This is a genomic window from Desulfosporosinus paludis (assembly GCF_045689965.1).
Lineage (GTDB): Bacteria > Bacillota > Desulfitobacteriia > Desulfitobacteriales > Desulfitobacteriaceae > Desulfosporosinus > Desulfosporosinus paludis.
Window position 1 is genome coordinate 4,621,598 of the sequence record NZ_CP144211.1, and the last position, 23,746, is coordinate 4,645,343.

28 protein-coding genes and 1 pseudogene are annotated in these 23,746 nt (G+C 39.9%); 23 read left to right on the plus strand and 6 right to left on the minus strand.

The annotated features are described in order from the left end of the window. The first annotated feature begins 25 nt into the window (after positions 1-25). From queD to surE, 7 genes and pseudogenes are all read left to right on the plus strand, one after another. Complete coding sequence (gene queD / locus VZF35_RS23000; protein ID WP_407308748.1) at positions 26-478, plus strand: 6-carboxytetrahydropterin synthase QueD; 453 nt, start codon at positions 26-28, stop codon at positions 476-478. A 3-nt stretch (positions 479-481) separates the two neighbouring features. After that, positions 482-1,177, plus strand: coding sequence for a 7-cyano-7-deazaguanine synthase QueC (queC, locus tag VZF35_RS23005; RefSeq protein WP_407308749.1), 696 nt, complete (start codon positions 482-484; stop codon positions 1,175-1,177). Positions 1,178-1,239: 62 nt separating this feature from the next. Beyond that, a complete protein-coding gene (locus VZF35_RS23010) occupies positions 1,240-1,797 on the plus strand; it encodes a DUF366 family protein (RefSeq protein ID WP_407308750.1) in 558 nt (185 codons plus the stop codon). Further along, a complete protein-coding gene (locus VZF35_RS23015; protein ID WP_407308751.1) occupies positions 1,794-2,528 on the plus strand; it encodes a 7-carboxy-7-deazaguanine synthase QueE in 735 nt (244 codons plus the stop codon). The genes VZF35_RS23010 and VZF35_RS23015 overlap by 4 nt, the downstream gene beginning before the upstream one ends. A 44-nt stretch (positions 2,529-2,572) precedes the next feature. Next, a pseudogene (folE, locus tag VZF35_RS23020) lies at positions 2,573-3,144 on the plus strand (GTP cyclohydrolase I FolE). 14 nt (positions 3,145-3,158) lie between these two features. Beyond that, complete coding sequence (locus VZF35_RS23025; RefSeq protein WP_407308752.1) at positions 3,159-3,356, plus strand: YpmA family protein; 198 nt, start codon at positions 3,159-3,161, stop codon at positions 3,354-3,356. Positions 3,357-3,369: 13 nt separating this feature from the next. Beyond that, positions 3,370-4,128 carry a 5'/3'-nucleotidase SurE gene (surE, locus tag VZF35_RS23030; RefSeq protein WP_407308753.1) on the plus strand — a complete coding sequence of 253 codons (759 nt, stop codon included), beginning with the start codon at positions 3,370-3,372 and terminating at the stop codon, positions 4,126-4,128. Between the two features lie 39 nt (positions 4,129-4,167). On the opposite strand, the gene VZF35_RS23035 is transcribed toward surE, so the two are convergent. Beyond that, on the minus strand, positions 4,168-4,392 hold the full coding sequence (locus tag VZF35_RS23035) for a small, acid-soluble spore protein, alpha/beta type (protein ID WP_407308754.1): 225 nt from the start codon (positions 4,390-4,392) through the stop codon (positions 4,168-4,170). A 117-nt stretch (positions 4,393-4,509) separates the two neighbouring features. Here VZF35_RS23035 and VZF35_RS23040 point away from each other — a divergent pair, with 117 nt between their 5' ends. Further along, on the plus strand, positions 4,510-4,767 hold the full coding sequence (locus VZF35_RS23040) for a hypothetical protein (RefSeq protein ID WP_407308755.1): 258 nt from the start codon (positions 4,510-4,512) through the stop codon (positions 4,765-4,767). Between the two features lie 3 nt (positions 4,768-4,770). Here the strand turns inward: VZF35_RS23040 and VZF35_RS23045 are convergent, their stop codons facing one another. Continuing rightward, entirely contained in the window at positions 4,771-6,312 is a 1,542-nt protein-coding gene (locus VZF35_RS23045) for an oligosaccharide flippase family protein (protein WP_407308756.1), read from the minus strand. 189 nt (positions 6,313-6,501) lie between these two features. Between VZF35_RS23045 and iadA the strand changes: the two genes are divergently transcribed. From iadA to VZF35_RS23065, 4 genes are all read left to right on the plus strand, one after another. Continuing rightward, positions 6,502-7,671 carry a beta-aspartyl-peptidase gene (iadA, locus tag VZF35_RS23050; RefSeq protein WP_407314791.1) on the plus strand — a complete coding sequence of 390 codons (1,170 nt, stop codon included), beginning with the start codon at positions 6,502-6,504 and terminating at the stop codon, positions 7,669-7,671. A 141-nt stretch (positions 7,672-7,812) separates the two neighbouring features. Further along, positions 7,813-9,834, plus strand: coding sequence for an elongation factor G (fusA, locus tag VZF35_RS23055; protein ID WP_407308757.1), 2,022 nt, complete (start codon positions 7,813-7,815; stop codon positions 9,832-9,834). Positions 9,835-10,480: 646 nt separating this feature from the next. After that, entirely contained in the window at positions 10,481-10,681 is a 201-nt protein-coding gene (locus tag VZF35_RS23060) for a hypothetical protein (RefSeq protein ID WP_407308758.1), read from the plus strand. A gap of 925 nt (positions 10,682-11,606) precedes the next feature. Beyond that, the gene (locus VZF35_RS23065) at positions 11,607-11,750 is read left to right on the plus strand and encodes a Spo0E family sporulation regulatory protein-aspartic acid phosphatase (protein ID WP_407314793.1); all 144 of its coding nucleotides are present in this window, start codon (positions 11,607-11,609) and stop codon (positions 11,748-11,750) included. A gap of 26 nt (positions 11,751-11,776) precedes the next feature. On the opposite strand, the gene VZF35_RS23070 is transcribed toward VZF35_RS23065, so the two are convergent. After that, a complete protein-coding gene (locus VZF35_RS23070) occupies positions 11,777-12,340 on the minus strand; it encodes a phospholipase D-like domain-containing protein (RefSeq protein ID WP_407308759.1) in 564 nt (187 codons plus the stop codon). Between the two features lie 1,040 nt (positions 12,341-13,380). On the opposite strand from VZF35_RS23070, the gene VZF35_RS23075 reads away from it, so the two are divergent. After that, complete coding sequence (locus tag VZF35_RS23075) at positions 13,381-13,587, plus strand: hypothetical protein (protein ID WP_407308760.1); 207 nt, start codon at positions 13,381-13,383, stop codon at positions 13,585-13,587. A gap of 136 nt (positions 13,588-13,723) precedes the next feature. Here the strand turns inward: VZF35_RS23075 and VZF35_RS23080 are convergent, their stop codons facing one another. Beyond that, a complete protein-coding gene (locus VZF35_RS23080; RefSeq protein WP_407308761.1) occupies positions 13,724-13,957 on the minus strand; it encodes a hypothetical protein in 234 nt (77 codons plus the stop codon). Between the two features lie 682 nt (positions 13,958-14,639). On the opposite strand from VZF35_RS23080, the gene VZF35_RS23085 reads away from it, so the two are divergent. Beyond that, positions 14,640-15,125 (plus strand): GNAT family N-acetyltransferase, encoded by a 486-nt coding sequence (locus tag VZF35_RS23085; RefSeq protein ID WP_407308762.1) that lies wholly within the window; start codon positions 14,640-14,642, stop codon positions 15,123-15,125. A 631-nt stretch (positions 15,126-15,756) separates the two neighbouring features. Here VZF35_RS23085 and xerC read toward each other — a convergent pair. Then, positions 15,757-17,154, minus strand: a complete 1,398-nt coding sequence (gene xerC, locus VZF35_RS23090) for a tyrosine recombinase XerC (RefSeq protein WP_407308763.1) — start codon at positions 17,152-17,154, stop codon at positions 15,757-15,759. Position 17,155: 1 nt separating this feature from the next. Further along, complete coding sequence (locus tag VZF35_RS23095) at positions 17,156-18,100, minus strand: DUF6076 domain-containing protein (protein ID WP_407308764.1); 945 nt, start codon at positions 18,098-18,100, stop codon at positions 17,156-17,158. 159 nt (positions 18,101-18,259) lie between these two features. Between VZF35_RS23095 and VZF35_RS23100 the strand changes: the two genes are divergently transcribed. From VZF35_RS23100 to VZF35_RS23140, 9 genes are all read left to right on the plus strand, one after another. Next, complete coding sequence (locus VZF35_RS23100; RefSeq protein WP_407308765.1) at positions 18,260-18,460, plus strand: helix-turn-helix transcriptional regulator; 201 nt, start codon at positions 18,260-18,262, stop codon at positions 18,458-18,460. A gap of 14 nt (positions 18,461-18,474) precedes the next feature. Then, positions 18,475-18,702, plus strand: a complete 228-nt coding sequence (locus VZF35_RS23105) for a hypothetical protein (RefSeq protein ID WP_407308766.1) — start codon at positions 18,475-18,477, stop codon at positions 18,700-18,702. Between the two features lie 80 nt (positions 18,703-18,782). Beyond that, the gene (locus VZF35_RS23110; RefSeq protein ID WP_407308767.1) at positions 18,783-18,992 is read left to right on the plus strand and encodes a hypothetical protein; all 210 of its coding nucleotides are present in this window, start codon (positions 18,783-18,785) and stop codon (positions 18,990-18,992) included. Positions 18,993-19,045: 53 nt separating this feature from the next. Beyond that, the gene (locus VZF35_RS23115) at positions 19,046-19,666 is read left to right on the plus strand and encodes a CHC2 zinc finger domain-containing protein (RefSeq protein ID WP_407308768.1); all 621 of its coding nucleotides are present in this window, start codon (positions 19,046-19,048) and stop codon (positions 19,664-19,666) included. Then, positions 19,650-21,254, plus strand: a complete 1,605-nt coding sequence (locus VZF35_RS23120; RefSeq protein WP_407308769.1) for a YfjI family protein — start codon at positions 19,650-19,652, stop codon at positions 21,252-21,254. Before VZF35_RS23115 ends, VZF35_RS23120 begins: the two co-directional genes overlap by 17 nt. Before the next feature lie 126 nt (positions 21,255-21,380). After that, a complete protein-coding gene (locus VZF35_RS23125; protein WP_407308770.1) occupies positions 21,381-21,701 on the plus strand; it encodes a hypothetical protein in 321 nt (106 codons plus the stop codon). A gap of 410 nt (positions 21,702-22,111) precedes the next feature. After that, on the plus strand, positions 22,112-22,462 hold the full coding sequence (locus tag VZF35_RS23130) for a hypothetical protein (RefSeq protein ID WP_407308771.1): 351 nt from the start codon (positions 22,112-22,114) through the stop codon (positions 22,460-22,462). Positions 22,463-22,506: 44 nt separating this feature from the next. Continuing rightward, a complete protein-coding gene (locus tag VZF35_RS23135; RefSeq protein WP_407308772.1) occupies positions 22,507-23,268 on the plus strand; it encodes a hypothetical protein in 762 nt (253 codons plus the stop codon). Positions 23,269-23,282: 14 nt separating this feature from the next. Then, on the plus strand, positions 23,283-23,744 hold the full coding sequence (locus tag VZF35_RS23140; protein WP_407308773.1) for a hypothetical protein: 462 nt from the start codon (positions 23,283-23,285) through the stop codon (positions 23,742-23,744). The last annotated feature ends 2 nt before the right edge of the window (positions 23,745-23,746 follow it).

Sequence of the window (23,746 nt, forward strand, 5' to 3'; positions counted from 1 at the left end):
AGGAGGGGAAACCCTTCTCTTTTTCATGACTAATTTTCATTTTTCTTTTATAGATAAAAATGTTAATATAGATACTAATATGTCAAATAAGGAGTTTAATATGTTTCAGGTATGTGTTCAGGCGCATTTCGATGCGGCCCATTTTATTCGTAACTATAATGGTAAGTGTGCCAATTTGCATGGCCATCGTTGGAACGTTGTTGTTTGTATCGAGGGAAACGAATTAGATGAATTGGGAATGTTAGTAGATTTCAGTGATGTTAAGAAGACTATCCGAAAAACTCTGGACGTCTTAGACCATAAATTGCTGAACGATTTGCCAACTTTTGGGCCAGAAGGAGTTAACCCGACAGCAGAACGTTTGGCTCAATATTTGTTTCGCGATTTCAATAAAAATTTCGTATTAAGAGAAAAGCGCTTAGCATGGGTGAAGGTCTTCGAATCTCCTGATGCTTGGGCAATCTATAAGGAGGACTGACTTTTGGCTGCTATTGTTTTATTATCAGGCGGATTAGATTCATCCGTGTCTTTGGCCCTTTACTTAGAAACGTCAAAAGTAGATCTTGCCCTAACGTTTGATTATGGTCAAAGGGCCAAGACTAAGGAGATTGATGCGTCGCGCAGGATTGCAGAACATTACAACATTCCGCACCAAATAGTGTCTTTGCCCTTTCTCCAGGAGCAGACTCATTCGGCACTTGTCAATCGTTCCACAGAATTACCACGCTTAGAGTTTGAAGAATTGGACGATCTTGAAGGGGTGACCCGCAAAAGTGCGCAACAAGTTTGGGTTCCCAACCGCAATGGTTTATTTCTGAACATTGCCGCTGTTTACGCTGAGAATATGGGTGAAGCTACGACGTTAATCACAGGTTTCAATCGGGAGGAAGCAGCTACTTTTCCGGACAACACTCAGGGCTTCATGACGTCAGTTGATCATTGTTTTAAGTATTCAACCCAAAATGAGGTTACGGTTGCCAGCCCTACAGTAACGTTTTCCAAATCGGAAATTGTCAGAGAAGGATTGCGACTTGCACTGCCGTTTGAAAAGATATGGAGCTGCTACGAGAGCGGGGAGCAATTATGCGGACAGTGTGAGAGCTGCTTAAGATTGAAGCGCGCCTTAATCCATAACGAAGCTCAGGATTTGCTTAACACGTTGTTTGCTGATATCTAAGACGTTTATCAAGAGTTTTTAGAATTTTGAATACCAGAGACTCAAGAAAAGAGGGAATAATCTTGCAATACCATATTCAGCGTGATCCTCTGAATTATGATGGCAGTCAACTTCAGTCATTGTTCACTTACAAAAACTTTGGTCTAATGGGAGACAGTGTCCTTGTATTTAGAGGTTCCTGCACCGTTGAACAAAATGAAATGGTGGACATGGAAGATGTCGTAGCCCAGGACTGGATTCATAGTGAGGACATGCTGCATTTTATCGTTGAACATTTTGACATGGATTTAGAAAAGACCATCATTCGACAACGCTTATTAATAGCCACGATCAAGGATGAACTGGAAAAACGCGGTGTATTTTCTCTGAGACGGAGCGGAGATGACCTTTATGAAGAGGACAAGAAGCTTTCTGTGAGCATCGCTACTCTTTCTCCCGTCTCGACGCTCATTCACTGTGGTCTAAACGTTTCAAATCATAATACGCCCATACCTACCGTTGGCTTGACAAATCTTAAGATTCATGACGTCTTTGAATTTGGGGAGAGCGTCGCTCAACATTATTGTGCTGAGGTTTTGTCTATGCGACTTGCACGTTGTAAAGTTCGAGGGGTTTCATGATGCTCAAGATACCTGTTTCAGAGATTTTCTCGTCGATTCAAGGGGAAGGTCCTTATGTTGGAACCCGCCAAATATTCCTGAGGTTGCCTAAGTGCAATTTGAAGTGTCCCTATTGTGATACTAAGACTTCGGTTCCAGATAAATTTCCGATGGAAACAATTCCAGGCTCAAGATGCTTTGACGAGATGAACAATCCTATTGCTATCGACGAGTTGGTTCGCTTGCTTCTATCTTATGATTTTTCCTTGCATCACTCTTTAAGTATTACTGGCGGAGAACCTCTTATCTGGGCAGATGAACTTCAGGCCCTTTTGCCCTTAATCATTCAAAATAAGCTCGCTATTTATTTAGAGACCAATGGAACTTTACCGTCCCAACTTCACAAAATATTGCCACTTGTCGATATTATTAGTATGGATATTAAATTGCCTTTCGGAGATCAGGTTTTCTGGGACATTCATGAATCTTTCCTTCGCGAAAGTCTAAGCAAGGAAGTATTCATTAAGATTGTTGTTGACGAAAAAACATCAATTCAAGATCTTTTGAAAGCTCGAGATTTAATTGCTGGAGTTAACCCATTGCTATTAACCATACTTCAGCCCGTTACAAAAATAAATGATATCAACTCACCCAAACCTCGCCAGCTTCTAGATTGGCAACGCTTATTTTTAGAAAAACTTATTAATGTTCGGGTTATTCCTCAGACACATGTTTTTATGGGACAACTTTAGGGAAACGTTAAAGAGAGGGACCATCGAACAAAGGAGAAACGATTATGGGGATGGATTTAGAAAAAATTGAACAAGCCGTATATATGATACTCGAGGCTATAGGAGAAGACCCTGAGCGAGAGGGGCTTCAAGATACACCGAAGCGTGTAGCCAGGATGTACGCTGAAGTGTTTGCAGGCTTACACGAAGACCCTAGCCGACATTTGAAAGTGCAATTTTCAGAAGAACATGAGGAAATGGTGATTGTTAAGGATATTCCGGTTTATTCCATGTGCGAACATCATCTTGTACCATTCTATGGTAAAGCTCATGTTGCATATATTCCTAGAAAGGGTAAAATTACCGGACTTTCAAAATTTGCTCGAGTTGTCGAAGGCTTTGCCCGCAGACCTCAACTTCAGGAACGTTTAACATCTCAAATTGCCGACGCAATTATGGGGAACTCTCTCCGTTAGGGGTTCTGGTCGTCATTGAAGCAGAGCATATGTGTATGACTATGCGTGGCGTTAAAAAGGCGGGTTCTAAAACTTTGACCTCAGCTGTCCGGGGCATTTTTAAGACGAATTCCATTACAAGGTCAGAAGCTTTTTCCCTAATTCAAGGTAACAGACGATAAGAAAGAGGCAATCTATGGATGACAACCTGAAGAACCCTATGCCAGGACCTCAAGGAAAACTTGAACTAATGGCGACACAAAAAATTAGCGCAAACCGTGAGCTTTACAAAGTTGTTGATTTTCTCAATAAGAACTTAAAAGACTATCGGCTTATGTTCGGTTTAACCAAAAAAGATGATAAAATGATTATATCGATTTATGAAGTGGAGTGATTAGAGTAACGATATGCATATTCTGCTAACTAATGATGATGGCTATAATGCTCCTGGAATCCAAGAATTATATCGAGTTCTTAAAACTAAAACCAAACACGATGTAAGTATTGCCGCTCCAGAAGGCCAGCGTTCTGCTACGGGTCACTCAATAACCTTATTTACCCCTTTATTCGTGACAGAACATTCCCTTGAAGGACCTTGCAAGGGGTTTTCTATAAGTGGGACACCTTCTGACTGTGTAAAACTTGCCATACAAGGAAAACTCATTCCTAAACCTGATCTTTTGATCTCAGGGATCAATCAGGGAGCTAATTTAGGTACGGATATCTTTTATTCAGGCACGGTTTCTGCAGCTATGGAAGGGGTATTACTTGGAGTTCCGTCCATAGCTGTTTCTTTAGCAAACTTTGAGTATAAGGATTTTGGACCTTCTGCGACCTATCTCGCAGACCATTTAGACTTGTTGCTCAAACTTCAGCATAAAGGGTTAATGAATTTAAACTTTCCGGGGAAACCACAGACACAGTGGCGGGGCCTTAAAGTAACCCGGTTGGGTAAAGCTATTTACGAAAATATTTTTGAGAAACGATCTGACCCTCGTGGCAGAGTCTATTTTTGGCAAAGTGGAAATCTGATTCGGGACTGTGAAGATGACACAGATCTAACGGCGATTCAGGATGACTTTATTTCTGTGACTCCAATGCATAGCGACTTAACAGATTTTGCTTCCTTACAAGCTTGGAAAGATTTTTTCAGTGACAAGCTATAAAGGAGTACAGATTTCTCTGTACTCCTTTTTGCTAAATGATTAAACGGGTGTGTTGAGAGATTCTTTGGCTCGACGAATCATAGTTTTAACCATGCTTCCGCCGATTCTGCCGCCAACATGACCACATTCTCGGGATGTCATGTTTTCCCATCCTTGAGTTTTGATTTTATCGCTGAGTCCCAATTCATCAGCAACCTCCCATTTGAATTGATCTAAAACAGATTGGGGTAAAATATTAGCATTACTTTTATTTCTACGACTCATATTTAAATCTCCTCCCTTTTTGTTTATCCGTACAATGATAGTATTTACATTTTCTTAAGGTTTATAGTGCTTAAATATTGGATATACTATGTCTTTTTGTTAAGAGAGGAAGTTGTCATGATTCTTGGAACTTTTATCGTTTATGTTTTAATTTTTGGCCTAATCATTTCCTATCCCGGATTGGCCAGTAAAGATCGTTCGAGTTCAGTCGTTAAATTATTGGCAGCACCTGTATTGTTGGGAGCTGTTTTGTCTTTTTTGACGGTTATAAGAATTTACTTTATCTATAAGTTCTTTATCCTCCTATTTATCGCAGTGACTTTTTTGCTTTCCTATTGGCAGTGGGGAAGTAAAATTCGTCGCTGGTGGAGATGATCCTTAAAATTTAAAATATTTTCCGATCCAAGGCAGCCGCTTAATATCTGAGACCGAGATCCCTCCATTAAACATTAAAATAAGAGTATAAAGTACGAATCCGCACGAAAATTCACAGAGATACCCAATAACGTGTCCTCCTAAGATAGGATCTAATATATGAAATATAAGCAGCATACCTATTCCTCCACTGAAGGGCTGGAGGAGAAAACGCTGAAGGTCAAGAGCCATGCCGCTTGTTCTGGAGATCGCCAGAAGGTTTAAGATCGCAGTAATAACAAAGCCAATGACATAAGCCCAAGCTGTGCCTCTAAGACCCCATTGCGGAAGACCAGTTAGGTAGACTAAGATCGGAATCCTCAGTATGGCCGCAATAATGGAATGAAACACTGGCAGATGAACTTTATCGAGACCTTGCAAAATTCCTGTTGTTGTTTGCTGGATATAGGAAAATATTCCTCCTAAAGCTAAGATACGCAAAATTGGGGAGATGTCCGAGCTCTTAAAAAACGCTGTAAGGGGACGAGAAAAATAAAAGAGGATAATCAGACAGGGGATTCCTATGATGATGGTTAAACGAATTGCTTCGACGCTTCGAGCACGAACAATGTGAAACTGGCGCTGAGCAGCTGCTTCGGAGATAGACGGTACCAACGATGTTGCCAAGGCAAACGTGAAGACGCTGGGAAACGTGAGCAAGGTGAAGGCAGACCCTCCAAGCTGCCCGAATAAGGTTGTTGCCTCACGGGCACTGTAGCCGGCTGCATAAAGACGCTGAGGGATGATCATGGCATCCAGAGCAGATAGTCCTGTAGCAAATAGTCTGCCAAGAGTAACAGGCGAAGCGAGGTGCCATAGCTGTTTTAAAATATGCTCTGTGGAATAATGAGAAGTGGTGCTTTCTGTAGAGGTTACTTGAGCTCTTTGGTAATGCAGGACAATCACCAATAGGCCAACTGCTTCCCCTGCTAACATGCCAATAGCCAATCCGGCTGCGGCCCATTCTACGCCATCTCCAAGAAGTCGAAGCGCCGCCGTATACCCAACAACAACGCGAATAATCTGTTCGCAAATTTGGCTGACTGCTGTTGGAACCATATTTTGCAGCCCTTGAAAATATCCGCGAAAGACTGAAGAGATGGAAACAATGAAAATCGCAGGTGTGCAAATCTGAAAAATGGTAAGCACCCTGGGGTCAGGAAAAATTTTATGTGCTAAATAGGGAGTCAAGAAATAGAGAGCTGAGGAAACGACAGCTCCTGAGATAGTGAGAAGCCAGAAGGCCAGATGGAAAATTGATCGAGCCTGATATGGCCGGCCTAAGGATACCTCTTCTGCAACCATTTTAGCGATCGCAAGCGGAATTCCAGCCGTTGTAAAAACTAAAGCCAACATGTAGATGGGAAATACCATATTAAACAGGCCATACGCTTCCCCGCCAATGTGAGTCATAATCAGATATTGATAAGCAAAGCCTAAAAGTCGATTTAATAAATTAGCGCCTAATAAAATAGTCGCTCCATAGACAAAGGTCCTTCTTGGCATGTCAACCTCCACAAATATGGCAAAATCGTTTACTTCTAACCATATGCTTGTGGAAATAAGGAAATGCTTAAGAAATTTTCACTTATTTCCAAATCAGAAAGGAATTTGCCAACCTCATAGAGAAAATATTTTCCTGTAATGGATATGATATTAAAAGTGGGGGCATTCTACCTCTAGGGAGGAATTATGATGTGGCAACTTCTTAAGAATGCTAAAATTCATAGTCCAAAATTAATAGAGGATACGGATGTTATCATTGTCGGGACAAGTATTGCAGCGATCGGGAAGGATCTTCGACTCCCGGACTTTATTAAAGGAGAAGAGTTTGATCTTCAGGGAATGATCTTGGCTCCCGGCTTTATTGATGCACATGTGCATATCTGTGGCGGCGGAGGAGAAGCCGGCCCGGCCTCACGAACACCAGAAATTCATCTATCTCAACTTACATTAGGCGGGACCACCACAGTTGTAGGTTGTTTAGGTACGGATTCTATTTCCCGCTCAATGTCTGAGCTCCTGACGAAAGCATATGCCCTTGAAGATGAGGGAATAAGTACGTTTGTGTATAGTGGCGCTTATCAAGTACCCACACGAACGCTTCTGCCGACCTTACAACAAGACTTAGCTTTGATAGAGAAAGCGATTGGCGCAGGTGAAATCGCCATATCGGATCATCGTTCTGCGCAACCACAAATCGCTGAACTTGAACGCTTAGCTGCAGAGGCTCGAGTTGGAGGAATGCTTGGAGGAAAAGCTGGGGTGGTTCATCTTCATCTTGGGGAAGGCAAGAGCGGACTAGATCCTATATGGAAGATCCTGGAGAAAACAGAGATTCCTATCACCCAATTTATGCCTACTCACATTAATCGAACCCATTCTTTATTAGAGCAAGGAATTCAGTTTCTCCAAGCAGGAGGACACATTGACCTCACTGCAGGGTGTGACGATTTTCCTGTTGAACTTCAAGTGCCCGCAGTACTTTCTATGTTAGAGCAGCGAAAACTCCTTAATGAGCGAATTACCGTGACATCAGACGGAAATGGAAGCATGCCTGAATATAACGAGGAGGGTGTTCTCGTTGGTATGGGTGTTGGATCCGTCGAAGTACTGTGGCGTGATGTTAGGGAATCTGTACTGCATTATGGAATTTCACTTGAGAGGGCTTTAAGCACGATAACTGCGAATGCAGCGAAAGTACTGGCCCTTAAAAATAAAGGTTTGATTCGCGTCGGATTTGACGCTGACCTTGTGGTCCTGGATGAATCTTTACAGGTTCATGATGTTTGGGCTAAGGGAAAGTATATGGTAAAAAATAAGCAGCCTTTGGTATGGGGGACTTACGAAACGAAAAAAAAGTAAGGCATCGAGAATACTTGACCTGCTCGGCTCAATAAACTAATTTAAATATGTTTCTTCAGACTAACATGGAAACTCCAGAAAACTGTTGCAAGTAAAAGGCAAGGACCTTTTTCTTAATAACATTACTAGGAGGAGATCGTCTTGAAGACCTATGACACAGAACATCTTCGCAACATCTGTTTGGTCGGCCACGGTGGAGTGGGAAAGACTTCCCTATCGGAAACTTTTCTTTTCAATTCAGGTGTGATCAATCGTATCGGCAAAATTGTTGAAGGAAACACAGTCTCGGATTTTTTGCCAGAAGAAGTTAAACACAAGGTGTCGATTAGTACGAGTCTTATTCCCATTGAATGGCAAGGAGTTAAGGTCAACGTTCTCGATACTCCAGGATATTCCGATTTTTTCGGGGAAGTCATGAGTGCCTTGAGAGTCGCTGAGTGCGGGGTATTAGTACTCAATGGTGTAGCAGGTTTAGAGGTCCAGGCAGAAATTGTTTGGGATGTTATGGATCAGCAAAAGTTGCCTAGAGTTATCTTCGTTAATAAATTGGATCGAGAAAATGCCAGTTTTAGCAAGGTCTTAGAACAACTTCGTCAAATGTATCCCGATGCCAGATTTGCTCCCTTACAAATTCCAATTGGACAGGAAGCCAGTTTTCACGGAGTCGTTGATATTATTGAAAATAGGTTTTATGACTATGAAACCAATGGAAGCGGCAAGTTTATCGTTCAAACGGTTCCTGAAGAATTTCAGACTGAATCAGATCGTCTTCGAGAGCAACTAGGAGAGGCAGTTGCCGAAGCTGATGATGAAATTCTAACCAAATATCTTGAAGGGGAAAGTCTAACAGTTGATGATTTAAAAACCGCTTTGCAGCTGGCAATAAAACAAAATCTTGTAATCCCAATTCTTTGCGGTTCAGCGTGTAAGAATATTGGAATTGCTAATCTTATTAATTTCTTTGCTGATTTTCTTCCTTCCCCAGAAGTTATCCCCCAAAAGGCTGCTTTAATATTTAAAACCCTAGCAGATCCCTATGTTGGAAAGATGTCTTTCTTCCGCGTTTATGGAGGTAAATTTAATGCTGAATCATTAGTCTATAATTCAAGTCGGGATGTTGAAGAAAAGATAGGTCAACCTTTTTATTTAAGAGGTAAAGCCCAGGAGCCGATCCCTTCCGTTTCGGCAGGAGATATTGCTGTCGTTGCCAAACTGCAGGATGTAAAAACAGGAGATACGTTATGTGGCAAAGACCACCCAGTTAAACTAGAGGGTATAGATTTCCCGATACCTACATTGTCTATGGCTATTGAACCTAAGAGCAAGGGGGACGAAGATAAACTTGGCAACTCTTTAGCACGCTTAGTCGAAGAAGATCCAACAATTAGGCTTAGCAAGAACTTGGAAACGAAGGAATTGCTATTAACAGGTTTAGGCGAGATGCATCTGGAAATTCTTCAGGAAAAGTTAACCCGCAAATTTGGGGTTGCAGTAGTCATTAAAGTTCCTCGAGTACCTTATCGTGAGACTATTCGTAAAGCAGTGAAAGTGGAAGGTAAACATAAAAAACAAACAGGCGGACATGGACAATATGGTCATGTTTGGATCAACCTGGAGCCCCTGAACGGCAAAGATTTTGAGTTCACAGAGGAAATATTTGGCGGTTCAGTACCTAAACAGTATATTCCAGCGGTTGAAAAAGGAATTCGCGAAGCTATGACTGAAGGAGCTATGGTTGGATATCCTGTGACGGATATTAAGGTCACGCTTTGTGACGGCTCCTATCATGCGGTTGATTCCTCAGAGATGGCTTTTAAATTAGCAGCAATAATTGCTTTTCGTAAAGGAGTCGAGCTGGCGAAACCGGCTTTGCTCGAACCGGTCGTCGAAGTGGAAGTTAGAGTGCCCGAAGACTTCATGGGAGATGTCATCGGAGACCTCAATGCCAAACGGGGTAAGGTATTAGGAATGGATGTTGGCGGAAAGTATCAAATCATCAAGGCACATGTCCCCCAGGCTGAAATGATGCGCTATGCCATAGATTTAAGAGCCCTTACTCAAGGCAGGGGAACATTTACCCTAAAATTCCTGCAGTATGAAGAGGTTCCTGACAGAATCAGTGAGACTTTAGTGAATCAATTAAAGGTAGCCCATAATCACTAAATACACTTAGTTTTATGTTGACTCAATGAGCAGAACTGATACCTCATCTATGGAGGTATCAGTTCTGCTGTTAAATTGACCTTATGCGCAACTGTTCATGCCTAATGAAAAACCGTCCTTACGGACGGAATCAATAGTCATTTTTACCCCAGGCTTTGCCCAACCATACAGCAGCCCCTATCCCAATAGTATGAATAATCAGCGATCGCGGACTCAGAAAACTATTTTTATGTTTCATCATTCCCATGCTCTTAAGCCTCCTTACAATCTTATTAACAAATCTAGTTTTTCTAATTTTCATCATAACAATACTATCTAAAATTTGTAAAAAATCTTGATAAATTTGGCATCCATTTACCCCCCATTTAGATTTCCATAAGAACGAGAGGGTTCTGATGATATAGTATTCAGCATGTCCGTTAGATGTTCTGTGAAAGCAGATTAAGATTATTAGGAATCAAAAACGAATTAATCCAGTATATTTTGGATAAGCGGTATAAGAAAAAAATTTTAGCCATTGGAAGAAACTTGCTTGTAAAACTTAGTATAAGCCTAGGCAAAGTTATAAAGTTATTCTGAAAAAATGTTAATGATTTTGAGAAAGAGGGGTAAAATGGGGGATGTCATAAAATTCAAGTCAAAACCAATGAAAGATAAACGAGTCACAGACTTTTTAGCAGAATTGAGTTATCTGCGAGATTTATTCCTGCAAGGAGAGATAGAGAATGTCATCGTGATCGCCAATGGAAAAGGTGATAAATGTTGTACATCGAGTGGAGTTAATATAGCAGAAGCAAAGGAAATGTGCAGGGATTTTATACGGAACACTAAAGAATATTTTGATTAACCGCAGGCAGTAAGCTCTCGCTTAAGGGTATCGAAAGCTCAATATATAAGATATAAGAAAGCCTAGGAATAATTATACCTAGGCTAAAATCCAAGCGTTATTTTAGAAAGGGTTGCATGGATTAGGTGGAAAGGGTGGTCTGAGTGGTCTTCGGAGTCTCCATATCTCCCAGATGATTATTAATAATAAAACAATAATGATAATTAATGCTGTCAGAATCATATAATTCACTCCTTTATTTTTAAATACATAAGTGCGAGATTCTTAATACATGCTATTCGGCGTGTCCCTTAAATGTTCATAGTGATGTTTATAGGGCTGTTTATTATTTTCCCAAAATAGGCGATATTAGCTCTTAGTTTGGAGCTTTAAATAGACTCATGGGAACCCTAGCTTCCTATCATGTCCTAGCGTTTTCCCAAAATAAGACGAAGGCCCTGGCAATCGCCAGGGCCTTATAATAACGTTAGGTTTATAAATTCAATAAATTACCAAAATACTATTTAACACAAATATGTAAATTTATAGTATAATGTGTCGAAAGCAATTTTAGCTTTTTTCATGTAGTGACGTTTAATTTTTATCCTTCCAACGTTTGACGGAAGGATCTTTTTCGAAAATTTTGTCCCATTTTTATAGGGTTTAACCCTAATGGGGCATTGCGCAGAAGACCTCCGGACGCGGTGGTCTTCTTTTTTTAACAAAGGTTTAATGGATTTTTAATAAAATGTTCATAAAAACGTAAGAAATATAATTTATGCTTATAGGCAAGGGAAGTCACCCCTTAATGAATTTTGAAAGAGTGCTGAAAATGAAACTAATTATTACCTTGGTATCATGTGGCTTACTATTTTCCTTAATTAGAAGTTTTGCTATTTAAGTTAAACTAATAAAGTTTGATCGCTAAGGTGGTGTTATGATGGTCATGGAACAACAAAGCGGAAACCTAAGGCAGAAAATCATTCGAGCCGAGTCAATGAAAGATTTTGAGGAGACGGGGATAATTAAAGTAAGTGATAAGCTTGACAAACTAATTAACCAATTTATAAGTGAGTCACGAAAGGTCTGAAATTGGAAGTCAAGAATCCTATTACTTCACTTAATCTCTGTGTAATTCTTTGTATCATCCCACATCTGCTCAAACTCGTCGGCCCAATTCGAGGCAATCTTTGAGTCGTGGATCACAACTAGTACTTCATCGTTATCGGTTGAAGCGTTTTGCGTGTAGTTGTAGGAGCCAGTGGTCACTACAGATTTATCGATGATGGAAACCTTCATATGCATCAATCCGGAATGAGTATCCTCTTTTATGGGGATGTTAGCTTTTTTTAGTAATAACAGCTCACTTGCCTGTGTTTTTGTTTTGGCCTCTGTACGGTCAGTAATGATTCGCACGTATACTCCACGTTTCTTGGCAGAGATAATTGATTCTACAATGTCTTTTTTAGTTAAACTATAAATGGCGATATCAAGGGATGTTTTAGCGCTATTTATTTGGGACTCTAAAGCTTGCTCAGGGTGCTGATGTGCCCTGGTGAAAAAGTATTCAACTTGGGATTCTGATTGTGAAGCGGCAAAAGACTGAGGGGCAGCGGATGCCCCGCATCCAGAGAGAGAAAGGGTAACGCAAAGCAGTAGGGGAATGATGATTTTTTTCATACTCCATCTTCCTTTTTAAGTCTGTAACGCAAGGATTCGATGGGGGCATAATTTTCTCCTGCAATCGTTGAATTAAAACAGTCCTCTGCTTTTAAATATCATGGCCAATGTCAAGCAAAGCCAATGTGAAAAGGCCTAGGCAAAAAATACCTAAGCCTAATTTCCGAAACCATTAGAGAAGTGTTTGGGTGGGGCAGGGCGGATGCGGTGGAGGAAGTCTTCGAAGTCTTCGCAGTTCTCCAATAATTATTAACAATAAGATGATGATAATAATCAATGCCGCTAGAATCATATAGTTTTCAACTCCTTACTATTTCGGTTTTTATAGGTGCGAGATAATTCCCAATACATGCTATTCAGCGTGTCCTTTAAATGTTCATGTGGAGAATAATGAACTACTGGCGTAAAAGATTGAGGCCTAAAAGTTGAACAAAATAAGAAGCTAAGGTGGTCAAGAAGACTGAAAATTGTTTTTGAAGTTTTAACGGTTATTCCCCAAGAAGCTATTGTAAACTAAAAAATACTATATTATAATTAATCAAATAAAATAATTAGACTAAGCTAAAATAAAACAAAAGAGTTGATTAAAATGAAATTAATTATTACCTTGGTATCGTGTGGGATTATATTTAGCTTGTTGAAAAGTTTTGCTATCGGCGATCACTAGGAATCGAGCTGATTCGAGGTGCATAAAAACCTCACGCTAGTTATAGCGGTTAAATATAAAAGTTTTTCACGTTCCTCCTCCTTCATCTCCCCCTCCTAGCGAGGGGATTTTTTTGCAAGGAAAAAATAAGCTTTAGAACTCTCAACGCATTTAGTGAGTATCATACAATGCAACGCTCCCAAATAACCCGAAAAAGGGATATAAGTCGCCTATAGAGAATGACAGGCAATTACACATGGAAAATGAATGCTTTTCGTACGATTAATGAAATATAGTACAAACAGCTAGGGACTTTGATAATTGACGGAGTTATCCCTCTTTTCTTATAATTAGCAATAGTATAATTGGATTACGAAGAAAGGGACGTTGTCTAGTGTCTATCACCGTTACCAGGTCAGGTATCGAAATCGCCAGCGAACAAAATGTTGGAGAACTGGATCGATACGATTTAAATGTAAGAGAAGATGTTTCGCCATTAGTACCTTTTATACAGGAATGTACTATGTGTCACTCGATCTGGGACTACTACAGTGAAATGACCGAATGCCCAAAGTGTAAAACTAAGTTCAAAATACTCTAAAAAAAAGAGCCAAATGGATCGAACAGGATCCTCCGGCTTTTTTTGTGTTCCTTTTTAATGGAATTTTTTACGTAAGACGTTTTACTCTTATACAAGCATAGAAGGCCCTCGGCGCAGCCAAGGGCCTTTAGCCATATTATTGGCTGACAAAAGTAATTGAGCGGATAGGAATACGCACGACAGGACGGATCCCATCAATTGGGGTTCCAACGTTAGAGAAAAGTTGTGCATTGGTTAAAAGAGCAATACCGCATTGAATTCCTCCAAAGTTACCAACCCAGAAACCGGAATCCTCGCCTATCGCGAGTCTTGCTCCAATAGGATAAGTGTCAAACAGTCCCAAAATAGATGGAGATGCTCCAAAGCTCATTTAGATAACCCCCTTTTGAATTTTGACCATCTAAGTGGCCTAGAAGAAAGAACCTACCATATCTTCTTTCAGGGGTTATCTTCACTTTCTACTTCATAGTATGTTTCTTGTCCTGAAATGTGCAGGCGCTAGAAGCAGAGAGCGCTTAATCCAGTGCATTTTTAATCCGATTTATTTACTCTACATCAAGGATTAAAATTTGCCCCTATTGTAGAGACTTCTGAAATGCTGATAACATAAAATGCAACGATCATAGTTTGCATAATAAAATCTTTAATCAATTTGCCTGAGTTGCAGCGAGAGACTGAGACAGAGAGTCAGAGGAAGAAAGGGGATAATCCCCTTAGATTCACACAATAAAAAATATTTATTATGAACATAGGTAAATTATATCGACAAAAGACTAAAACAGTGATAGTCTTTAAGTAACTTAAAGTTCATCCTTGGCACCTTTAACCTTCATTTTAACTCCCATCGGTAAGGATGGGAGTTCTTTTTTTGCATTGTTTTAAAATTTTACAGGTTTCCCCTTAAGGAATGTTATGAGATAATTAGGTAATCTTGAGTTTATCCCAGCATTTTCTTGAGCGTCGCTCAGGTATTGGTATATTCATTCGGGAAAGAGGGACGTTATACAGGAGAGAACCTGATTCCGTGGTGTTGCTGTAAAAAGGAGGTTTATATGAACGCTGAAAGCTTCAGAGTAAGGAAAGCACAAAAAGAAGATTGTGATAAGGTTCTTGCCCTTATGCGCGAGTTTGCAGAATATGTAAACTTAACAGAGTACTTAATTGTTGACCGACAAAAGCTTGAAAATGAACTCTTTGAACACAATGCAGCAGAAGTATTGCTTGCTGAAGTTGGGGAAGAACCGATAGGGTATGCCTTATATTTTAATATTTTTTCCTCTTTTTCCGGTACAAGAGGTGTATATTTGGATGATCTATATATTTCCAAGGCACATAGAAATAAAGGTTATGGGAAGGCCCTACTGAGAACCTTGGTCAGTGAGACTGTTGAGAAGGGGTTTGAACGTCTTGAATGGAAATGTCTAAACTGGAACACTTTAGCTCAAGAGTTTTATAAATCCTTCGGAGCTAACTCACACGACGATTCAATGACTTTTAGCCTTGAAGGTAATTCGTTAAACAAGTTTTCAAGGCACTGATGAATGAAATAATACTCTGGCGTGGCATAACGAAAGAGGATATTTTTAGATCTTGTAGTGGATTGTTTTATTGAATGAAATTTTAGGTTGGTTCGCTTTATAAAAATTCTCCCACTCGTGGAGAGACATAGTCTGCCAATACCCACATTTTCGACATAACACGATTTCGCGACTATTTATATAGGTGTAATAATACTTCTCACTTTTGCATTTTGGGCATACTAGTACCATAGAAAAAACCCCTTTCGGTAACTCTTTTTCCACTTATCTGCCAATGAAACTTCAATTTAACCATTCTAATCTAGTATGTCCCTAAATTTCCCCTAAACGTTAATCTTATACGGTCAATGTATATAACAAAAGACACCGCAAATCCTTGCGGTGTCTTACTTTCTATTGGAAGGGGATGAAGAAGTTGATCCCTCACTGACGGTTTTGGAGAGCGAGATTCATCATGTTTTAACTTTGTGTAGTTTGATATAACCCTTGGTATATCTAGATTTGTCCGCACTGTCATATATTAACTTATTGTGTTTATTGGCTACTATTTGTGTCGTTAGTAGCCAAATAGTAGCCAACTTTTAAAAGAAAAATCGCAGTGTCTGAGTAAAAATTGACGCTGCGATTATCTTTATGCTTCTTTCGGACTTTCACTTGTTTTTTTCTTAAAAAGGTTCTGAAGTTTATCGGCCGCTTCCTGATCAGGTCTTTTTAGGAAATGGCTATATATACTAGTCGTAGTCGTTGCTTTGGTGTGACCTAGCCTCTTAGCGACTGTCTGCACATCCACACCCTGGCCTATAAGCAGAGAGGCATTGGTGTGTCGGAGCCCGTGAAATTTAACATCTGGAAGGTTATGCTTTCTCCTAAATTCACGGTACCAGGTAGAAGGTGTCGTTGGGAAAATAGGTTTTCCATTCCATTTGGTGAATAGACGGTCATGATCCTCCCAAATGTCTCCGCATTTAAGGCGTTCTTGGTTTTGCCAAACCCTATATTCCTTTAGAAGATCCATTACTAATGGAGGCATAGCGATAACTCGTTTGCTGCTTTCATTCTTCGGGCCTTTCGTGAAAATTCCCTTGCCGGGGATATACTGAGAGGCGCGACAAACTTGCAAAAGGTTCTTATCGAAGTCAATGTCTGACCATTCTAGGCCTGATACCTCACCAAGACGGCTTCCGGAGTAAACGGCCAAATAGACCATTGTTTTGTATTTGAGCGGTTCGTCATCGAGTAAGGAAAGCATGAATTCAGTCATGTCCTCCTCGAGATGAGCCGCTTCTTTTTTGTCAACTTTCGGAGGTTTTACTCGTTCGGCAGGATTACTGATAAGGCATTGCCATTGAACAGCACAAGTTAAGATTGAACTGATAAGACGGTGATGATGCTTAACACTTTGACCAGAGAGCGGCCCTGATTCCTGTGCCAAGAAAAGTGTTTCTAGTTTGACTTCAAGGGCTTTACATAAAGCAGTTGCAGTCTTGGTAGTGATCGTTTTTCCGGATCGCATTCTCCTGATGGTATCATCAGAGACACCGGACTTTCTACAAAGATCCACTAACCTTAATTTTTTCTGCTTTATCAGATCTTCGAATTCAGGCTTAACAGAATACTTCACATCTCGCCTGATACCAGCCTCTCCCAAGTTGTCATAGAATTGGAGAAGGTGAGTAGGTTGCAGCTTTCCTAGCTTAATATGTCCCAATGCCGGCAGAATTCTAGATTTAAGCATATCATCATATCGGTGATATGTTTTAGGTTCTAACTGTTTTTCAGCATAATCCTTACGCCATCGCTCAGTAAATTCAGTGAATGTTATCTTGGAGCCGTCTAAATAGGTCCCATTCTCGACCTCCCGCTCAAACAAAGCCGCTTGTTTTTGAAGCTCTTTGTCTGCTAGTTTTGGTGTAAGCCCAGGGTCAATTGTAATAGTTTTAGTTTTGACTATTTTTTTTCCTGCACCATCATATCCGCATGAAACAGTTATCTGGTATGAGTTTTCGCCTCGTTTTTTGATGGATGCCATATCAATTATGCACCTCCAATTTACTAATGGCCTCGGTGAATTCATCCGGGGATGTGTTGTTTTCAATTGCTTTATCTCGCTCAACTCTTGCGGCATTCAACCAAGTTTCGAAGTCTTTTGGGGATATTTTTCTGTTTGTCCGCCTTGCATACATTCTTTTATAAGTTCGATTATAAATTTCATGAATTTTGCTTCCGCTAATATTTCTCTTATAAACATTAGTACTTCCTATTTCGAGGCATGTTTTACCAGTTTCTTTATCTATGTTATCGCAGTATATGGAATCGGGGCGCCCACTTGGTACAAAATAAAGGCCACAGTTTTTACATTGTTTTACTGGGATATTTAATTGGATTATTTTCTGGAACTCATAAAATAAAAAACTTTGATAATTTTTCACACTAATGTATTCTATATATTTTGGTTCAATATTTAGTATTGAAATAAAATCCTTATTTATCGTATCAGGATCATCCTTAAGAATAGAAGTTAAGTCTGAAGTTGAATTATCTTTAGAACTTAAAGAAGAAATCAATTTAGAATACCATCCATAATTTATTTCATAAGAAATATCTAATTCACTAATGAAGTCCTTGTTTTTTGATAAAAAATATAAAAATCTCCTACTGGGCGTAAATAATTTATGAGCTTGTTTCATAAATTTATGCTCGGATTTAATACCTTGATTTTCCAAAAACAAATCACTAAAACAAACGAAAAACAACTCTTTAAAAAGTTCATTTATCTTGCTAAAAAGTTCTTGTTGTGGCACAAGATATAAATTATTTAATTTCTCGTAAACACCATAAACAGGTCCTCGATATTTTTGAAATAGATCATAATTTGAGTTAACAAAATTACTTAAATGTTCACCTATGGCATGCGTTTGATTTCCATAGCGTATTTTTTTTGCGATTAGATCAAGCTCTATTATAGTAGTAGGCATGTAAGGAACTCCTCTTTGATAGAAAATAGATAATACTTATTTATAGTTCTAAATATAGCTCGAAATTTGGCTATTGTCAATAGCCGTGGAACGATATAGAATAAAAATAGAAAACCGATATAAGATATATATTTTCTAAATAGAGAGGGGTGAATGAGAATGCACAAGTTAAAAGAAATATTAAAGATCAAGGGGTTAAGTCAATCGAAAGTTTCTCGATTAGCTGATATCCCACAATCAAATTTTAACCTTATTTGTAACGGTAAGGGATACGTCCCACCGGCTTGGCGTAAACGAATAGCTATTGTCCTAAACGTGGACGAAACTGACATATTCCCGACTGAAAGAGAGGCGAACTAACCATGACCGCGAGAATGCGGAGTATCAAGCAAGCCATTCAGGTCATAAGGGATCAAGACCCGGAGAGCTGTATTTCTGAATGGTGGCTGAGACAACTTGTTAATAGTGGTAAATTAAAGTGTCATCGAGCAGGAAATAAGGTGTTAATCGATCTAGATTTCTTGGAAGAATTCCTAAGAAACCCGCCAGTTGATAAAGAAATTAAGCAACCAATAGGGGTGCTTAGGAAAATAATTACTTAAACAAAAGTAAATTAAGAATACCAAATAATTTGAAGAGCATGGCTTGACGTAAATTAATTGGTAATCAAGGAGGGCAACACATGCCAATTAGCGAGGCAAGGAAAGCCAAGAATCGGGAAGCTCGACATCGTGGGGCTTTTATGCGTAGTGTCGAAAGGGATTACCTAGTTATTGAAAAACACCTAGATAATAAACTCATGAGAAAGAATGAATTTAATGCCCCAGACCCAACACCATGGGAAGCTTCTCTTAAATTACATGTACATGAAAATAAGGTTTTAAGTATTTAAAAAACCGTCTCAATCTGAGCCGGTTTTTATTTTGGGCAAAAAAATAACCCGACTTGCCGGAGCCGGGCAGAATCGAGGCGATTAAGACGAATAATTCACTTTATTCTAGTTTACCACACAATGAAAACATTTTCGATTTAGCAAAGCAAATTCCACTAGAGGATGTATTCCGGAAATATTACACTAAGGATCTCACTATACACGGTAATCGGATTAAAGCTAAGTGTTTCCAACATGGTCCGGACAAGCATCCATCCCTAACGACTAAAGGGGATCATTGGCGTTGTTGGACCTGTGGAATCGGCGGTGATTGCATTGATTTATTGTCTCAGCTTTGGGGTGTTTCCTCTTTGGTGGCCGCAAAAACTATATGCATCGATTTTGGTCTTATAGTAGAAATAGGGCAGCCACTAAGCCCGGAAGAGCTAAAGCAGATTCGAGTAAAGCAGGAAAAGAGAAAACTTGAACAACTGTGGCGACAAGGAGTAAATATTCTTTTTCGGGCCGCATGTGATATGAAAGATGCCTTACTGACTATAACTTTACCTGATGATTCAGAGTCTATTGAAACATTAGCTCAACTAGAAAACTTAATCGATGTGTTGATTTATGGGATTTTCGAAGACATCATGTGCGTTCTGAAAGGCGGCTGGTATTATGGCCACACTTGCTGAGAAATTGGCAGAAGCCCAAAAAATTGCCGCTGAAAACAAAGATCTACAGGCCCAGGAACATGCAAAAAAAATATTAGAATGGCCTGAGCCCGAAGAGCTAAGGGAAGAAAGCTTAAGGCCAGTTCAGTCAATTATACCAACAATGATTCCAGAAGTTTTCAGGCCATGGCTAACTGACATTTCTAATCGTATGCAATGCCCTCTGGAGTTTGTGGCTGCTGCCTCAATAGTAGTAAGTAGCGCTTTGATTGGTGCCGGTTGCGGAATAAGACCAAAACAGCGGGATGATTGGACTGTTATCCCTAATCTTTGGGGTGGCATTATTGCTAGGCCCTCAATGTTAAAAACTCCAAGCTTAGCGGAAGTAATGAAACCGCTGGGGAGACTGGAAGCTGAAGCAAAAGAGCAATTCGAAGAAAATCTCTTATATTACGAAGCTGATCTTGAGATACACAAAGCACAAAGAGAAGCATTAAAAAGTGAAATGCAAGCGGTTGCGAAGGGCAAGAAAAATGCTCCGACTAAAAGCATGGATGTCCTAAAGGGTGAACTTATTGAACTTGAAATACCTGAAACACCAGTAAGGAAACGTTACAGAACTAATGACTCTACCATTGAAAAACTGGGGGAACTGCTTAATGAAAACCCCAGAGGTTTACTTGTATTCCGTGATGAATTAATTGGCTTGCTTTGCTCATGGGATCGGGAAGACAGGGCTCAGGACCGAGCATTTTACCTAGAAGCTTGGAATGGCAATGGAAGCTTTACAACCGATAGAATCGGTAGAGGAACTCTTGATGTTAAAAACTGTTGCGTTTCTCTCCTAGGAGGAATTCAGCCCGCAAAGCTTACAGGATATCTTCAACAAGCGATTAGCGATGTTGCTAATGATGGGTTACTCCAAAGATTCCAATTACTAGTTTACCCCGATGAACCTAAGAAATGGGAACTCATAGATGAATGGCCTGACAAGAATGCAAAGGACATAGCTTGGAAAGCAATAAAGGAACTGGCCGCAATGGATTTTCTAGCTGCTGGAGCAGAGTTAATGGATGAAGAGAAAATTCCCTTCTTCCGGTTTTCTTCCGGGGGACAAGCTATCTTTAATGACTGGATAACAGAATTGGAATATGAACTTCGCTCTGAAGAAATGCCTCTCATGGTTGAGCACTTAGCTAAATATCGAAGCTTAATGCCTTCTCTATCGCTAATATTTCACCTATTGGATATTACGACTGGTAAGCCAGGCGGACCAATTACAGAACAAGCCGCGCTGATGGCTGCAGCATGGACAGAATTCCTTGAACAACATGCTCGAAGAATTTACGCGATAGTAGAAGACGTTAGTATTAGAGCAACCGCGAATCTGGCAAACAAAATTAGGACCAGGAAAGTATCTGACGGGTTTACTGTCCGAGATGTATATCCAAAGGGGTGGACTCTATTAGACACAAAGGAAAAAGTTGAGGCAGCGTGCAGAGAACTGGTGGAAGCAAATTGGCTAAGACCGGATCAAGTTGAGATCCCGGGGCGACAAGCAAAGAAAGTTTACAGAGTAAATCCAAAAATATTTTCCTCAAACGAATAACATACGAACCAACATAGGTTACGTTGCCCAACTAGGGATATGAATTTAAGCAGTTAACAAGACCAATGTAACCTATGTATGTTCACACTAAGTAAAGTTTAAAGGAAAATAACTGGAGATGGTTTTGTGAGTAAGTGGTTGTCACAGCTTGAAAAACAAACAATTACCCCAAAAGCGTTCGGTCATCTTGGTATAAAGTTGAAATATAACGAACTCCTTATGCGTGAAAAAGCCGGGGAGATATGGCTAGATGATCCAGTGAGGACAAATGAAGAGCTGATTAAGGGATCGGCATTATTTAACGACATACTGCGGCAGCTTAATAGGATCATCGATCAAATTGGACGGAAAAATTGCACCGAGGAAGAACGCATGAATGGATTTAATATAATACCACTCTTAGGGAAGGAAGTGTCACTTGATGAACTTCCATCTCAATGGAAATAAATTTTTCACCAAAAGCCTAAGGGTATGAACTTACGTTGGATACATTGGCCCGACCTGTGTAACCAATGTAGGTACGTATGTCTATGCATTTAGATAAAAAAGGAGTGTAAAAAACGAAAGGCAAAATCATTCAAATATGCCCGGCACCAAGTAACCTATATTCGGTCTATAACACGGGAAAGAAAGACGAGGCTGAGCCTGTCTTATGTCTTGCCTTAACGGATGAAGGTGAAATTTTAATTATGGATACGGATGGGGATGGATACATTGAAGACCCCAGAGATTCAAAGTATTTTAAGGAATTCAAATGGAAACAACGCTAAAAAACTCGTCTGGTTACAACAGGCGAGTTTTTGATTTAAGGGGGTGATGTTCTTAACTAAATTCTCGATGAAAGGAGGTGGATCAAGATGAAAATGAAAGACTTAAGAAAGAGTAATCTCAAACAATACCAAAACATGCTGACATTATGCGCGTCGATGGGAATTACTGCTGATGACAACACTGTGGTATCTGATATTCAAGCTCTCTATAAAATTTGGGAGGCCACACAAGGGCTTGAACACGTGAATATCAAGAACAGTGGTTCGTTTGATATAAGTGGCAAAAGGCTAACGATAGCTGAAAATATTGCTAATAAGGCAAACGAAATCCTAAGCAGTTCAAAGAAATCGGCCGATGAGCAGCAAAAACAAACTAAGGTATCAACCGCAGAATCTATTGCAAATTTCGCTAATCAGATTCTAGCTCGAAAACGCTAAACAAACTGGAATCACGCTCCATTAAAAATTAGGAGGCAAAACATATGAAAATATTTTCCCAAAATCAAGAAAGACCGGACATAAAAGAAAAAACCATCTCAGAGGCCGTAAACGAGTTAATTAACCAAATTCATTCCCGCGAAGCCTCTATAAAAAACAAAATCTCTGAACTCCAGGCACAAGCAACCAAAGAAAAAACTCTCATTTCTCAGCTTACAAGAGACCTTGTTACCGCCGAAATGGCAGGAGACGGAAAAGCGCAATTAGATATTAATAATCAGCTGATTAAATGCAAGCAAAATTATGACGGTCTGAGCGACAGAATAAAGGGCTATGAGGACGCTCTTAATGATAAGGGCTTTATTCGCCTCCAGCTGCCAGGTATCTTTGAGGTTTTGGATAGAGGAAAAGAAAAGCTTGCTCAAGAACGCCAAGCCAAGTCGAAAGAACTTGAGGATATTCTTGAGGGCATTAAGCATCTTGAGGAACAAGCAAATGTACTAAGGAGAGAGGCACAAACATTTACTTATCAATCAAGTTCAATCGAGAATACCGTGGCGTCATTGGTTAAGTATGTTGAGCCTAGAAGGGTAGAACGAGGCCATGAGCTCGATTACTTGAGATTGTTCTCTGAAGGATCAAAGGCAGAGTACCTGGAGGCATTTATAGAGAAACCGGCAGATAATCGACCGGCTCCAATACCTCATCAAACCTTTGGTGTTGTTAAAGCTAATCCTTTTAGCCAGGAAATAAAACAACCTTCTGAGCCACGTAATTTAATGATGTCTGAGCACCATCGAGTGTAACTGGAGGAATTAAAGTGAAAATCTTAGCTCGTGAAACAAACATTATCAATACTGTGGATGTACTAATTCAGGAGATTAACCAAAATGTCCACAATGATGTGAGGGCTTTGCTTAGGGATAAATTACCCGGAATCATCAAGTTTGCCGGACAATGGGAAGATCAGCGTGAAAAATCCCTAAGAGGCAAAACCTCAGAATTAAAAAGAGTTAATCATGAGATTGCCGATCTTCAAAAAAAGCAGGATGCCATTATTCGAAGAATTGACACTTTGAAACAGACCATAAAGGACATTGACGACTGGGGGCAGACGTACCAAAATCAATCGGAATTAGTTCTCAAAAAACTATTGTCACTACTTCCTTACATCGAAAAAAAACCTATTGAGCCAGGCAAAGAGATTGCCTATCTGGCAGCATTCTCAGAGGGCGTAAGTGACAACTATCTTGAAGCCTTTATAGTCAAGCAAGGGGGGTGAAG

Coding starts and splice junctions, on each gene's coding strand:
- queD (WP_407308748.1), top strand. CDS start 26: ATGACTAATTTTCATTTTTCTTTTATAGATAAAAATGTTAATATAGAT.
- VZF35_RS23015 (WP_407308751.1), top strand. CDS start 1,794: ATGATGCTCAAGATACCTGTTTCAGAGATTTTCTCGTCGATTCAAGGG.
- VZF35_RS23025 (WP_407308752.1), top strand. CDS start 3,159: ATGGATGACAACCTGAAGAACCCTATGCCAGGACCTCAAGGAAAACTT.
- surE (WP_407308753.1), top strand. CDS start 3,370: ATGCATATTCTGCTAACTAATGATGATGGCTATAATGCTCCTGGAATC.
- VZF35_RS23035 (WP_407308754.1), bottom strand. CDS start 4,392: ATGAGTCGTAGAAATAAAAGTAATGCTAATATTTTACCCCAATCTGTT.
- VZF35_RS23040 (WP_407308755.1), top strand. CDS start 4,510: ATGATTCTTGGAACTTTTATCGTTTATGTTTTAATTTTTGGCCTAATC.
- VZF35_RS23045 (WP_407308756.1), bottom strand. CDS start 6,312: ATGCCAAGAAGGACCTTTGTCTATGGAGCGACTATTTTATTAGGCGCT.
- iadA (WP_407314791.1), top strand. CDS start 6,502: ATGTGGCAACTTCTTAAGAATGCTAAAATTCATAGTCCAAAATTAATA.
- VZF35_RS23060 (WP_407308758.1), top strand. CDS start 10,481: ATGAAAGATAAACGAGTCACAGACTTTTTAGCAGAATTGAGTTATCTG.
- VZF35_RS23065 (WP_407314793.1), top strand. CDS start 11,607: ATGGAACAACAAAGCGGAAACCTAAGGCAGAAAATCATTCGAGCCGAG.
- VZF35_RS23070 (WP_407308759.1), bottom strand. CDS start 12,340: ATGAAAAAAATCATCATTCCCCTACTGCTTTGCGTTACCCTTTCTCTC.
- VZF35_RS23080 (WP_407308761.1), bottom strand. CDS start 13,957: ATGAGCTTTGGAGCATCTCCATCTATTTTGGGACTGTTTGACACTTAT.
- VZF35_RS23085 (WP_407308762.1), top strand. CDS start 14,640: ATGAACGCTGAAAGCTTCAGAGTAAGGAAAGCACAAAAAGAAGATTGT.
- xerC (WP_407308763.1), bottom strand. CDS start 17,154: ATGGCATCCATCAAAAAACGAGGCGAAAACTCATACCAGATAACTGTT.
- VZF35_RS23095 (WP_407308764.1), bottom strand. CDS start 18,100: ATGCCTACTACTATAATAGAGCTTGATCTAATCGCAAAAAAAATACGC.
- VZF35_RS23100 (WP_407308765.1), top strand. CDS start 18,260: ATGCACAAGTTAAAAGAAATATTAAAGATCAAGGGGTTAAGTCAATCG.
- VZF35_RS23105 (WP_407308766.1), top strand. CDS start 18,475: ATGCGGAGTATCAAGCAAGCCATTCAGGTCATAAGGGATCAAGACCCG.
- VZF35_RS23110 (WP_407308767.1), top strand. CDS start 18,783: ATGCCAATTAGCGAGGCAAGGAAAGCCAAGAATCGGGAAGCTCGACAT.
- VZF35_RS23120 (WP_407308769.1), top strand. CDS start 19,650: ATGGCCACACTTGCTGAGAAATTGGCAGAAGCCCAAAAAATTGCCGCT.
- VZF35_RS23130 (WP_407308771.1), top strand. CDS start 22,112: ATGAAAATGAAAGACTTAAGAAAGAGTAATCTCAAACAATACCAAAAC.
- VZF35_RS23135 (WP_407308772.1), top strand. CDS start 22,507: ATGAAAATATTTTCCCAAAATCAAGAAAGACCGGACATAAAAGAAAAA.